General features: G+C 58.7%; 10 protein-coding genes. 8 read left to right on the top strand and 2 right to left on the bottom strand.

Annotated elements, in window-relative coordinates; translation table 11 throughout:
- The first annotated feature begins 243 nt into the window (after positions 1-243).
- Positions 244-1566 carry an MFS transporter gene (locus ACL2XQ_RS24950; RefSeq protein ID WP_413739807.1) on the top strand — a complete coding sequence of 441 codons (1323 nt, stop codon included), beginning with the start codon at positions 244-246 and terminating at the stop codon, positions 1564-1566.
- 126 nt (positions 1567-1692) lie between these two features.
- A complete protein-coding gene (locus ACL2XQ_RS24945; RefSeq protein WP_413740549.1) occupies positions 1693-2451 on the top strand; it encodes a CDP-diacylglycerol diphosphatase in 759 nt (252 codons plus the stop codon).
- Between the two features lie 1145 nt (positions 2452-3596).
- On the opposite strand, the gene ACL2XQ_RS24940 is transcribed toward ACL2XQ_RS24945, so the two are convergent.
- A complete protein-coding gene (locus ACL2XQ_RS24940) occupies positions 3597-4805 on the bottom strand; it encodes an IS256 family transposase (protein WP_413740493.1) in 1209 nt (402 codons plus the stop codon).
- Positions 4806-6110: 1305 nt separating this feature from the next.
- Between ACL2XQ_RS24940 and ugpB the strand changes: the two genes are divergently transcribed.
- The 5 genes from ugpB (at position 6111) to ugpQ (ending at position 11057) form a co-directional block, all read left to right on the top strand.
- A complete protein-coding gene (ugpB, locus tag ACL2XQ_RS24935; protein ID WP_413721649.1) occupies positions 6111-7430 on the top strand; it encodes a sn-glycerol-3-phosphate ABC transporter substrate-binding protein UgpB in 1320 nt (439 codons plus the stop codon).
- Between the two features lie 65 nt (positions 7431-7495).
- Positions 7496-8386 carry a sn-glycerol-3-phosphate ABC transporter permease UgpA gene (ugpA, locus tag ACL2XQ_RS24930; protein WP_410013081.1) on the top strand — a complete coding sequence of 297 codons (891 nt, stop codon included), beginning with the start codon at positions 7496-7498 and terminating at the stop codon, positions 8384-8386.
- Entirely contained in the window at positions 8383-9228 is an 846-nt protein-coding gene (gene ugpE / locus ACL2XQ_RS24925; protein ID WP_410013082.1) for a sn-glycerol-3-phosphate ABC transporter permease UgpE, read from the top strand. Before ugpA ends, ugpE begins: the two co-directional genes overlap by 4 nt.
- A 6-nt stretch (positions 9229-9234) precedes the next feature.
- A complete protein-coding gene (locus tag ACL2XQ_RS24920; RefSeq protein ID WP_413721648.1) occupies positions 9235-10311 on the top strand; it encodes a sn-glycerol-3-phosphate import ATP-binding protein UgpC in 1077 nt (358 codons plus the stop codon).
- Entirely contained in the window at positions 10308-11057 is a 750-nt protein-coding gene (gene ugpQ / locus ACL2XQ_RS24915) for a glycerophosphodiester phosphodiesterase (protein WP_413739806.1), read from the top strand. Before ACL2XQ_RS24920 ends, ugpQ begins: the two co-directional genes overlap by 4 nt.
- A 179-nt stretch (positions 11058-11236) precedes the next feature.
- Here ugpQ and ACL2XQ_RS24910 read toward each other — a convergent pair whose 3' ends face one another.
- Entirely contained in the window at positions 11237-11530 is a 294-nt protein-coding gene (locus ACL2XQ_RS24910; RefSeq protein WP_410013085.1) for a DUF2756 domain-containing protein, read from the bottom strand.
- 215 nt (positions 11531-11745) lie between these two features.
- Here ACL2XQ_RS24910 and ggt point away from each other — a divergent pair, with 215 nt between their 5' ends.
- A complete protein-coding gene (gene ggt / locus ACL2XQ_RS24905; RefSeq protein WP_413740548.1) occupies positions 11746-13422 on the top strand; it encodes a gamma-glutamyltransferase in 1677 nt (558 codons plus the stop codon).
- Positions 13423-13524 lie beyond the last annotated feature (102 nt).

The raw sequence follows: 13524 nt of genomic DNA, 5'->3' as shown, positions 1-13524 counted from the left end.
ACAAAAATATAACCACAAACCAGCATATAACACTTACCCCGCCCTTTTATTTGCCCCCGGGGCAGGGTTAAATTCTGCCGGTTGCCGCCTATCACGGTCTTCCCTCTGCAAACAAGCGTCTGTGTCACATAATCTGCTTTTTGGCAGGCAAAGACGCCGGGTGGTCAAAAATACGCCATTGAAAATGCTTTTTTCTATGTCTAAGATGCCTTTCTTTTACGCATTTGATCAATAAGAAACAACATGCCAGCCTCCATCGCACCAGCCATCGAACCCAATGCGCCATCCGTCCCGGTAAACTCCCGGGGTAAAGTGATTGTGGCGTCGTTAATCGGTACCGCCATCGAATTTTTCGACTTCTATATTTACGCTACCGCGGCGGTCATCGTTTTCCCGCATATCTTCTTTCCGCAGAGCGATGCTACCGCCGCCACGCTGCAATCGCTGGCGACGTTCGCGCTGGCCTTCGTCGCCCGGCCCATCGGCTCCGCCCTGTTCGGGCATTTTGGCGATCGCGTCGGACGCAAGGTGACGCTGGTGGCCTCGCTGCTGACCATGGGTATTTCCACCGTGCTCATCGGCCTGCTGCCGGGTTACCAAACCATCGGCATCGCGGCGCCGATACTGCTGGCGGTGGCCCGTTTCGGCCAGGGCCTGGGGCTGGGCGGCGAATGGGGCGGCGCGGCGCTGCTGGCCACGGAAAACGCGCCGGCGCATAAGCGCGCGCTGTACGGCTCGTTCCCGCAACTGGGGGCGCCCATCGGCTTCTTTTTCGCCAACGCCATGTTTTTAGCCCTGTCCTGGCTGCTGACCGACGAGCAGTTCCTGAGCTGGGGCTGGCGCGTGCCTTTTATCCTGTCGGCGGTACTGGTGCTGATCGGCCTGTATGTGCGCGTCTCGCTGCACGAAACGCCGGTATTCGCCAAGATAGCCCTGGCCAAGGCGCAGGTGCGCATGCCCATCGGCACGCTGTTTAGCAAGCATCTGAAAGCCACCGTGCTCGGCACCTTTATCATGGTGGCGACCTATACGCTGTTTTATATCATGACCGTCTATTCGCTGACCTACGGCACGACCCCCAAGCCGATTGGCCTGGGGATCCCCCGCAATGATTTTCTGCTGATGCTGATGGTCGGGGTCATCGGTTTCGGGCTGCTGGTGCCGGTGTCGGGCCAGCTGGCCGACAGCTTCGGCCGCCGGCGGACCATGATCACCGTAACCCTGATTATCATCCTGTTCGCGCTGGTTTTCCCGTCCATGCTTGGCTCGGGCAATATCTGGCTGGTAATGGCGTTCCTGCTGTGCGGTTTTACCGTTATGGGCCTCACCTTCGGGCCCATGGGCGCGCTGCTGCCCGAGCTGTTCCCCACCGAGGTGCGTTATACCGGCGCGTCGTTCTCCTATAACGTTTCCTCGATTATCGGGGCTTCGGTCGCGCCCTATATCGCCACCTGGCTGACCGCCAATTATGGTCTGTTCTATGTCGGCATCTACCTGGCCTCAATGGCGACCCTGACGCTGCTGGCGCTGCTGGCCACGCACGAGACTCGGCATCGGTCATTGTAGCTGTTAAAATAAGCGCGCCGGCAGTCAGGGGCCATCCCCCGGCCGGCTGGAGAATGACGGGCCGGATCCCCAGTGGTGCGGCCCGTTTTTTTTGATTATGCGAAAATAATGAGGGCTGTAATGAATATGCGGCGTAACCGATATTTCCTGCCGATACTGTTGCTGGTTATCGCGGCCCTTGGCGCCGGCGTCTATTACAGCCGCTTGCCCGGCGGCAACCCCGATGCGCTGTGGAAGATCGTCAGCCAGAAATGCGTACCCGGACAGCAAAAAACCGGACAGCCGGCGCCTTGTGCGCAAGTCAACCTGGCGGCGGGGTACGTGATACTTAAGGACCTGAACGGCCCCCTGCAGTATTTGTTGATGCCGACCGAAAAAATAACCGGTATGGAAAGCCCGCAGTTGTTACAGCCCCAGACCCCCAACTTCTTTTATGACGCCTGGCGGGCGCGGCACTATCTCGCCGAAAAACGCGGTGCGCCAATCCCGGACAGCGCCCTCTCCCTGGCGATTAATTCCGCCTCGGGCCGCACGCAGAACCAGTTGCATATCCATATCTCCTGCCTGCGTCCCGATGTGCGGCGCCGGCTTGACGGCGAAGCCGCCGCCCTCGGCAATGCCTGGCGCCCCTTGGGCGAACCGCTGATGGGGCATCCGTACCTGGCAATGCACGTTACCGCCGCCGAACTGGCGGCGCAGAGCCCGTTTCTGATGCTGGCGCGCGGCGTGCCGGACGCGGCGGATAACATGGGGCATTTTACGCTGGCCCTGGTGCCGCTGGCCGACGGCGGCTTCGCGCTGCTGGCCGGCGAGCGCAACTTGCTGCGCGGTAATCTGGCTTCCAGCGAGGAGATCCAGGATCACAACTGCGCCATCCTGCGCTAAGCGGACATGTCCGGGTCGCCCTTGGGCGGGATTTTCGCGTACGGCTTGCGGGGGAGGTTTATGTTGCCGCGGCGAGGGTTTCGCTGATGCTTGCGGGTGAGGTTTATGTTGCCGCGGCGGGATTTTCGCGTACGGCTTGCGGGTGGGGTTTATGTTGCCGCGGCGGGATTTTCGCGTACGGCTTGCGGGTGAGGTTTATGTTGCCGCGGCGAGGGTTTTCGCGTACGGCTTGCGGGTGGGGTTTATGTTGCCGCGGCGAGGGTTTTCGCGTACGGCTTGCGGGTGGGGTTTATGTTGCCGCGGCGAGGGTTTTCGCGTACGGCTTGCGGGTGGGGTTTATGTTGCCGCGGCGAGGGTTTCGCTTGCCATGCGTTAGGTTGTTTTATGCAGTGCCGGGTGCCGGCAAGCGACAAAGAGGCCGTACCGCGACGGCCTCCTTGACCTCCGCGCGTCCGGCAGATCGTGCGCCGCTGCGCGGTGCCCGGCATCACCCATCCCGGCTTTTGGACCGCCCGGCATGCGTTCCAGACGCAAGCCGGGCTTTCGCCGCTCCCGGCGGCTCATCCAGCCGTGACGTGCGCCGCCGGCGCACTCTATGCCGGCACCACGTCAACACCATCGCCTGCCAGCAAAACAGCGTTTTGGGGTTCTTAGCGGTATGCGCTTACCGGGAAAGGTCTCAGTATTCATTTTACGCTAATGTTTACAGGCTGATGGCTAATGGCTGGAAGCGTAATGCTTAATGTTAAAACTCAAAACTCAAAATTGAATGATGAATGTCATATGGCATAACTGCATGACTGCATGACTGCATGACTGATAAGTCTCTTTCGGTATGCCTGCTTTTCGCTATGTCAGCGGCATTCCAGACCCGTTGCATTCTGTAATGGTTAACCGTATCCCGGCGCCAGACCTTATCCCAAGCATCAGCGCCGCTGTTGTTTCATAATATGCGGTGCGAACCGCGACATAGGGACCGGCATAAAGCGCGCTGACGGCGCCTGTGACCCCGGCATGAGCCGCCGGGAGCGGCGAAAGGCCCGGTAGCGCCGGGAGCGCATACCGGGCCGGTGCATCACGGGGGCACGGGCGGCGGAAGGCATCGCGCAGCGAGAGCCTGTTTAGGAATCTGTGTAAACGCCTTTTTATAAATGACCACTTAAACGATCTCCAAATTCTATACTAAAACGATTCAATGCCATCTTCCACTCCCTCACCGGCATCGACCATTTTTTTGACGCCGCCTGGATGGCCAGCCACACCACTTTTTTTACCGATTCGTCTGACGGGAATACCTTGCGTTTTTTAATAGCGTGTCGGATCACGCTGTTTAGCGACTCGATGGCGTTTGTGGTGTAGATCGCTTTGCGAATGTCTTCCGGATAGGCGAAGAATGTCGCAAGGTTAGTCCAGTTAGCCTGCCAGCTCCGGCTTACTTGCGGATAACGGGAGTTCCATACGCTGGCGAACGTCTCCAGCGCCCGCTGTCCCGCTTCCTCCGTCGGTGCCTGGTACACTGCCTTCAAGTCTCGCATGACGGCCCTGGCGTCTTTCCAGGAGACAAAGCGCAGGCTGTTACGCACCATGTGTACGATACAAAGCTGAATGCAGGTCCTCGGGTAGACCGTATTAATAGCGTCAGGAAAGCCTTTCAGGCCATCGACGCAGGCGATAAAAATATCCTGTAATCCCCGGTTTTTAAGCTCGGTCAACACGTTTAGCCAGAACTTCGCGCCTTCGTTCTCTGCCATCCACATGCCCAGCAGTTCCTTTTGGCCTTCAATGTTAATTCCCAACGCCAGATACACGGATTTATTGATGACGCGACCGTCGTGGCGAACTTTTACCACGATGCAGTCCAGGTAAATGATGGGATAGAGCGTATCGAGTGGGCGATTCTGCCATTCAGTGACCTGCTCCAGAACCGCCTCAGTGACTTTCGATATCAGTGCTGGTGAGACATCCGCATCGTACATTTCCTTAAACATCGCCGATATCTCACGGGTGGTCATGCCTTTGGCATAAAGCGCCAGGATCTGGTCATCCATTCCGGTAATACGGGTCTGATTTTTCTTCACTAGTTGGGGCTCGAAGGTCCCTTCGCGATCACGAGGTGTCCTCAGCTCTAGCGGGCCATCACCTGTGGTAACCGTTTTAGAGGAATAACCGTTACGGGCGTTGGAACCCGATTTGAGCTGATTTTTCTCATAACCCAAATGGTGAGTCAGTTCAGCTTTAAGGGCAGCCTCAACACTTAATTTTTTTAAAAACCGATCAAATTGGCTCAGATCCTCAGGGGTTTTGAGACTTTTAGCCAGCTCAGTTGCGAGAGCCTGTAGCAATTTTTCGTCCATAAATTCACCTAATTCTAATGATGGATTGAACATATCAAAATCAGGCGATTACACAATCTTATGTACAGGCTCATGCGTTCGGTTGTTTTATGTCGTGCCGGGTGCCGGCAAGCGACAAAGAGGCCGTACCGCGACGGCCTCCTTGACCTCCGCGCGTCCGGCAGATCGTGCGCCGCTGCGCGGTGCCCGGCATCACCCATCCCGGCTTTTGGACCGCCCGGCATGCGTTCCAGACGCAAGCCGGGCTTTCGCCGCTCCCGGCGGCTCATCCAGCCGTGACGTGCGCCGCCGGCGCACTCTATGCCGGCACCACGTCAACACCATCGCCTGCCAGCAAAACAGCGTTTTGGGGTCCTTAGCGGTATGCGCTTACCGGGAAAGGTCTCAGTATTCCTTTTGCGCTAATGTTTACAGCCTGATGGCTAATGGCTGAAAGCGTAATGCTTAATGCTTAATGCTTAATGTTAAAACTCAAAATTGAATGATGAATGTCATATGGCATAACTGCATGACTGCATGACTGATAAGTCTCTTTCGGTATGCCTGCTTTTCGCTATGTCAGCGGCATTCCAGACCCGTTGCATTCTGTAATGGTTAACCGTATCCCGGCGCCAGACCTTATCCCAAGCATCAGCGCCGCTGTTGTTTCATAATATGCCGTGCGAACCGCGACATGGGGACCGGCATAAAGCGCGCTGACGGCGCCTGTGACCCCGGCATGAGCCGCCGGGAGCGGCGAAAGGCCCGGTAGCGCCGGGAGCGCATACCGGGCCGGTGCATCACGGGGGCATGGGCGGCGGAAGGCATCGCGCAGCGACGCGCGACCTGCCGGGCGCGCGGAGGTCAAGGAGGCCGTCGCGGTACGGCCTCTTTGTCGCTTGCCGGCACCCGGCAATACATAAAGCAACCCGACGCACGGCAAGCGAAACCTTCTCCGAAACGACATAAACCTCCCCGCCTCCCGCCTCCCGCCGCCCGCCGTCAGTCGCCAGCAGCCAGCAGATTAATTGTGATGCTTGCCGGCCCGCCTGTAAGCTCAAAGCGCAGCGGGCCTGCCGTGCCGTGGTGCGCTCCGGTGAACTGAGACTGCCCCTTCGCCCCCATCGGCAGGCTTTCCCGCTGGGAATTAAGGGCGTTAAGCCGACTCGCCGGTTAATTCCGACACCGTCAGGCCCGCCTGGCGACGCGCTGGGCGGAGAATTCGCCGCGCGCTGTCACCCCGCTGTCATAAGGGTGTTATTTTTCTGTCATTTCAGCATGTCATGTTACAGGCCGATGAACTTTTCCGGCATTCAGGAGCATGGCATGTTGAAGCACTCAATTCGTATCGCCGCCTTAAGCGTGGCGTTGACGCTGGCCGTGAGCACCAGCGCCCAGGCAGTGACCGAAATTCCTTTCTGGCATTCAATGGATAGCGTGCTGGGCACCGAGGTGGATTCCCTGGCCGCGCGCTTTAACCAGACGCATCCTGATTATCATGTCGTGCCGGTGTACAAGGGGAATTACGAGCAGGGCCTGACGGCGGGCATCGCGGCATTCCGTACCGGCACCGCGCCGGCGATTTTGCAGGTGTATGAAGTCGGCACCGCCACCATGATGGCCAGCAAGGCCTATAAGCCGGTGTACCAGGTGTTTGAACAGGCCGGCATCAAGAATGACGAGTCGGCGTTTGTGCCCACCGTTTCCGGCTACTACAGCGACAGTAAGACCGGGCATCTGCTGTCCCAACCCTTCAACAGCTCGACCCCGGTATTGTATTACAACAAGGACGCCTTTAAAAAAGCCGGACTGGATCCGGAACATGCCCCGCAAACCTGGCAGGAACTGGCCGCGGCGGCCGCTAAACTGCGCGCCAGCGGTATGGCATGCGGTTATGCCAGCGGCTGGCAGGGTTGGATCCAAATCGAGAACTTCAGCGCCTGGCATGGCCTGCCGGTGGCGACCAAGGATAACGGCTTTGCCGGCAACGACGCGGAGCTGATTTTTAATAAGCCCGAGCAGGTGAAGCATATCCAATTGCTGTCGGACATGAACAAGAAAGGGGATTTCAGCTATTTCGGTCGTAAGGACGAGTCCACCGAGAAGTTTTACAACGGCTCATGCGGCATGACCACCGCCTCGTCAGGCTCCCTGGCCGCGATTCGCCAGTATGCCAAGTTTAATTACGGCGTGGGTATGATGCCGTATGACGCCGACGTGAAGAACGCGCCGCAAAACGCTATTATCGGCGGCGCCAGCCTGTGGGTGATGAGCGGTAAGGATGACGCGACCTATAAAGGGGTGGCGGAGTTCCTGCAGTTCCTTGCCCAGCCTGATATCGCCGCCGAGTGGCATCAGAAAACCGGTTACCTGCCCATCACCACCGCCGCGTATGAGCTGACCCGATCCCAGGGTTTTTATGACAAAAACCCCGGCGCCGATATCGCCACCCGCCAGATGCTGAATAAACCGCCGTTGCCGTTCACCAAAGGCATGCGGTTGGGCAATATGCAGCAAATCCGCACCGTGGTGGACGAAGAGCTGGAACGCGTCTGGACCGGCAAGGCCACGCCTCAGGAGGCCCTGGACAGCGCGGTTAAACGCGGCAACCAGTTGCTGCGCCGGTTTGAACAATCGCTGAAGTAAACCTCAGTTGGCGACCCGCCGCGCCGTGCGGCGGGTACATTTTTGCATTGCGGGTTGGGTTGTTTATGGCTATCGCGCCCCATCGCGGATTCAAACAACGCTGGCTGGCCTATCTTCTGGTGCTGCCGCAGTTGGTGATTACCGCGATTTTTTTTCTTTGGCCGGCGGGGACCGCGCTGTGGTATTCGGTGCAGCGGGTGGACCCGTTCGGAATAGAGAATACCTTTGTCGGCCTGGATAATTTTGTCCAGCTGACACAGGATGAATATTATCTGGATTCCCTGGTCACGACGCTTATCTTCAGCGGCCTGGTGACCGGCATCGGCCTGCTGGTGGCGCTGTTGCTGGCGGCGCTGGTGGATTATGTGCTGCGCGGCAAACGTATTTACCAGACGCTGCTGCTATTGCCCTACGCGGTGGCGCCGGCGGTGGCTGCGGTATTGTGGATGTTCCTGTTCAGCCCCGGGCTGGGGCTTATCGCCTATCTGCTCAATAATCTGGGGTATCACTGGAATCATGCGCAAAACAGCGGGCAGGCGATGTTCCTGGTGGTGCTGATCTCCATCTGGCAGCAGGTAAGCTATAACTTTTTGTTTTTCCTCGCCGCGCTGCAATCCATTCCGCGTTCACTGGTGGAGGCCGCGGCCATCGACGGCGCCGGCCCGGTACGGCGATTTATCGATTTATCGCTGCCGCTTATCACGCCGGTGAGCTTTTTCCTGCTGGTCATCAACCTGGTGTACGCTTTTTTCGATACCTTTCCGGTCATCGACGCGGCAACCGCCGGCGGGCCGGTGCAGGCCACCACTACCCTGATTTACAAAATCTACCGCGAGGGTTTTGCCGGCCTGGATCTCTCCAGTTCCGCCGCGCAGTCGGTGGTGCTGATGATGGTGGTGATTGTGCTGACGGTCATCCAGTTTCGTTTTGTCGAGCGTAAGGTGCGATATCAATGATAGAACATCGCCGCGGACTGGATATCTTCAGCCATTTAATACTGATACTAAGCGTTGCCGTTATTCTGCTGCCGTTATATATCGCGCTGGTGGCGGCCACCATGGACAACCGCCAGGTGTTCCAGGTGCCGTTGAGCCTGGTGCCGGGCAGCCATCTGTGGGAAAACATCCGCCATGTCTGGCAAGAGGGCGTGGGCAGCCAGGCGGTGCCGTTCAGCCGGCTGCTGTTCAATAGCTTGGTCATGGCGCTGGGAATCACCCTGGGCAAGATCAGCGTGTCGATGTTATCCGCCTACGCCATCGTTTATTTTCGCTTTCCATTGCGCAACCTGTTTTTCTGGCTGATCTTCATGACGCTGATGCTGCCGGTGGAAGTGCGTATTTTTCCCACCGTCGATGTGATAGCCAATCTGCATTTGCTTGATAGCTATACCGGCCTGACGTTGCCGTTGATGGCCTCCGCCACCGCAACATTCCTGTTCCGCCAGTTCTTTATGACCATTCCCCATGAACTGCTGGAGGCGGCGCGCATCGACGGCGCCGGGCCGCTGCGGTTTTTGTGGGATATCCTGCTGCCGCTGTCGAAAACCAATCTGGCGGCGCTGTTTGTGATCATCTTTATCTACGGCTGGAACCAGTATCTGTGGCCGATCCTGATTATCAACAACAGCGCGATGGGCACCGCGGTGGCGGGCATCCGCAGCATGATCGCCAGCGGCGACAGCGCCACGCAGTGGAATTATGTGATGGCGGCGATGCTGCTGACCATGATCCCGCCCCTGGCAATCGTATTGCTGATGCAGCGCTGGTTTGTGCGCGGCCTGGTTGATAGCGAGAAATAAAACATTATGGCGAGTTTGATTTTACAAGCGGTCGAAAAGACCTATGACGGCAAGACGTCGGTGATAGCGCCCTTAAACCTGGATGTGGCCGACGGGGAGTTTATCGTACTGGTCGGGCCTTCCGGCTGCGGCAAATCGACCCTGCTGCGCATGGTCGCGGGGCTGGAGAGCGTCAGCAGCGGCGATATTTATATCGATGGCGAACGGGTGACGGAGCGTGAACCCAAGGATCGCGGCATTGCCATGGTGTTTCAGAATTATGCGCTCTACCCCCATATGAGCGTCTATGACAATATGGCCTACGGCCTGAAAATTCGCGGTTTCGGCAAACAGCATATCCAACGGCTGGTGGAGCGCGTGGCGCAGATATTGGAACTTGGGGAACTGCTGAAACGCAAGCCGCGCGAACTGTCCGGCGGGCAGCGCCAGCGCGTGGCGATGGGGCGAGCGCTGGTGCGGGAGCCGGCGGTATTCCTGTTTGATGAGCCGTTATCCAATCTTGACGCCAAATTACGCACCCAGATGCGGCTGGAACTGCAAATACTGCATCGGCGGCTGAGGACCACCAGTCTGTATGTGACCCACGATCAGGTAGAGGCCATGACGCTGGCGGAGCGGGTGATCGTAATGAATAAGGGGCGGGTGGAGCAAATCGGCACCCCGACGGAGATTTATCGCCGCCCGGCATCGCTGTTTGTCGCCGGTTTTATGGGGTCTCCCGCCATGAATTTGCTGCCGGGACGCGTAAGCGAGGATGGCGGCAGCTTCCAGGTCAGCGGCGGCCCGTCGCTGCCATTGCCCGCCGTCGGCGCGCAATGGCGCGGGCGCGAGTTGACCGCGGGTATCCGTCCGGAGCATATTGAACAGTCAGGGCGCGCAACTGACGGCCCGGCGCTGGAAATTATTTCACTTGAGCAACTGGGTGCGGATAACCTGGTCCATGGGCGCTGGGGTGGGCGTTCCATGGTAATACGACTGCCGCATGATGAGCAGCCCGCCATTGGGACGATACTTTATTTACGGTGTCCTGCCCATGCATGGCACTTTTTTGATCCCTTAAGCGGATCCCGGGTGGACTTATGACAAAAAACTGGCCTTATCCGACCATCGTCGCGCATCGCGGCGGCGGCTCGCTGGCACCTGAAAACACCCTGGCGGCCATTGATACCGGCGCACGCTATGGCCATAAAATGATTGAGCTGGATGCGAAGCTTTCAGCCGACGGACAGATTTTTTTATTGCATGACGATACGCTGGATCGTACCAGCAACGGCCATGGCATCGCCGGCCACTTTGCCTGGGACGATCTGGCGCTGCTGGATGCCGGGGCCTGGTTCAACGATAAGTTCCGCGGCGAACCCTTGCCGCTGCTGGCGGACGTTGCCGCCCGCTGCGAGCGGCATGGCCTGGCGGTGAATATCGAAATCAAACCCACCACCGGCACCGATATCGGCACCGGTCGCGCCGTGGCGCAGGCGGCGGTTCAGCTGTGGCAAGAGTGCGACGTGCCGCCGCTGTTATCCTCGTTTTCCGTCGACGCGCTGGCGGCCGCTTTGCAGGTTGCTCCCCAAATGCCGCGCGGGTTGTTGTTGCACTTTTGGGATGATAATTGGCCGCGGCTCGCCCAGGAACTCCAGTGCAGCGCGCTGCACCTGAATCATGAAGTGCTGACAGAAGAGCGGGTGGCGAAAATCACCGATGCCGGCCTGCATATCCTGGCTTATACCGTGAATAGCCCTTATAGAGCGCGCGCCCTGCTGAGCTGGGGGGTTGATACCCTGTGTACTGACCGGATTGATTTGATCGGGCCCAATTTTGCCAATAGCTAGGCCAATAGCTAGCGCCACCTTTTAGCTATGCGGGCGCGCTGACGCCTGGCATGCTGACATCCTATATCCTGCGAACCACCAGGCCGCCACCGGTAGGGTCCGCGGCATAAACCCGCACCAACCCGGGCTCCTCGCCTGACGACAGGCACCGCGAATTTCGCGCCGGGTTGACCCCTGGCTCAGGGATTTTGCTGCGGCTGTTTTAGCGGCGTGTTCTGCTGCGCCCGCTGACGATCGTTGTTAAGCTGCGATTGCAGCTGGCTGCGCTGCTGTTGCTGCTGGGCTTGCTGCTGTTGTTGCAAGCGGAGCTGCTGCTGCTGCGCGCTGGATTGCATCTGCTGTTTCAACTGTTGCTGGGCCGGGCTTTGCGCAAACGGATCGTTGCGCTGCGCGGGCGTGAGGGGTTTAACCGCCGCCGTAACCGCAAACGACGCCAGCATGACCGGCAGCAATAGCCAAAAATAGGTTTTCATGAGTGGCTCCGTGATGATGACTTTATCATTTTAACCGTTAAACGCGCCAAACGCAGGGTGAAGCGTGCGTATTTGCGTGCGGCGTCCCAGGTAAATATTGAAACTGCCGTTAAATTGGTTAATAAGTAAATAAATAAAACCATCAGGAAGAAAACCTTATGCCTATTCTTTCCTCCGGTCGCTTGTTGTCGCTGGTCCTTGCCCTGTTGCTGATCATGCCGCCTGCCGGCGCCGCGCCGTTGTCCTACGGCATTGAAAATGATATCCAGCATCCGGTGTATGCCCGGCACGGCATGGTTTCCACGGTAGACGAGACGGCAACGGGGGTGGGGTTGGATATCCTGCGCGCGGGCGGCAACGCGGTGGATGCGGCGGTGGCGGTAGGGTACGCGCTGGCGGTAACCCACCCGCAGGCGGGCAACCTGGGCGGCGGCGGTTTTATGCTGGTGCGCACGCGACAGGGCGAAACGGTGGCGATTGATTTTCGTGAAATGGCGCCGGCCGGGGCCACGCGCGATATGTTTATCGGCCCGGACGGCAACGCCGACAGCAAACGTTCGCTGACCGGTCCGCTGGCCTCCGGTACGCCGGGCACCGTCGCGGGTATGTCGCTGGCGCTGGACCGTTTCGGCACCCTGCCGCTGGCCCGGGTGATGCAGCCGGCCATTAGGCTGGCCCGGGAGGGGTTTAGCGTTGATAAGGCCCTGGCCGACGACCTGGCCTCTTATGGCAGAGAAGCGCTTATCAACCATCCGAACAGCAAGGCGGTATTTTTTAAAGCCGACGGCCAGCCCTATGCCGAGGGGGAGAGACTCAGCCAGCCGCAGCTGGCCCACAGCCTTACGCTTATCGCCGAGCAGGGGCCGCAGGCGTTCTATCAGGGCGCCATCGCTGATGAAATCGCCGCCGAGATGCAGCGTGACGGCGGGCTTATCGGCAAGGCCGATCTCGCCGCCTACCGGGCGGTGGCGCGCCAGCCGGTATCCGGCAGCTATCGGGGATATCAGGTCTTTTCCATGCCGCCGCCCTCCTCCGGCGGCATCCATATTATCCAGATCCTGAATATCCTGGAGAATTTTGACCTGGCGCATATGGGCGCCGGCAGCGCTGACGCCATCCAGGTGATGGCGGAGGCGATGAAATTCGCCTATGCCGATCGCTCGGAATATCTCGGCGATCCGGACTTCGTCAAGGTTCCGGTCCAGGCGCTGACCAGCAAGGCCTATGCCAAAACCCTGGCGCAGCGCATCGATGTCAACCGGGCCAATCCGTCGGTCACCATCAAGCCTGGCCAGTTGCAGCCCTACGAGAGCGATCAGACCACCCATTACTCGGTGGTGGATGGGCAGGGCAACGCGGTGGCGGTAACGTATACCCTCAACACGTATTTCGGCAGCGGCATCATGGCCGGCGACAGCGGCATTCTGCTCAATAACGAAATGGATGATTTTTCCGCCAAACCCGGCGTGCCGAATATGTATGGGCTGGTGGGCGGGGACGCCAACGCCGTCCAGGCCGGTAAGCGGCCGTTGTCCTCCATGTCGCCCACCATCGTGGTAAAGGACGGCAAGACCTGGCTGGTTACCGGCAGCCCCGGCGGCAGCCGCATTATCACCACCGTGCTGCAAATGCTGGTCAATACCATCGATTTTCAGATGAATGTCGCCGAGGCGAGCGCCGCGCCGCGGTTTCATCAGCAGTGGACCCCGGACGAGCTCCGGGTGGAAAAAGGCTTTAGCCCCGATACCCTCAAGCTGCTGGGCGAACGGGGACAGCACATCAAGGTCTTGCCGGTAATGGGCAGTACGCAGAGCATCATGGTGATGCCCGACGGCACGTTTACCGGCGCCTCGGACCCGCGCACCATTGATGACCTGACCGCCGGTTATTAACGCCGCCTTGGGGCGGCGCAGGCTGGGGCCGGCGGCCGGTCTCCGCCTGTGTGCTCATTAAACATCCATCTGTAAACCCGATTAATCAAAATTATCTGAACG

The organism is Sodalis sp. RH14 (genome assembly GCF_047324285.1).
GTDB lineage: Bacteria > Pseudomonadota > Gammaproteobacteria > Enterobacterales > Enterobacteriaceae > Acerihabitans.
This window is presented reverse-complemented; position numbering and strand designations above follow the sequence as displayed.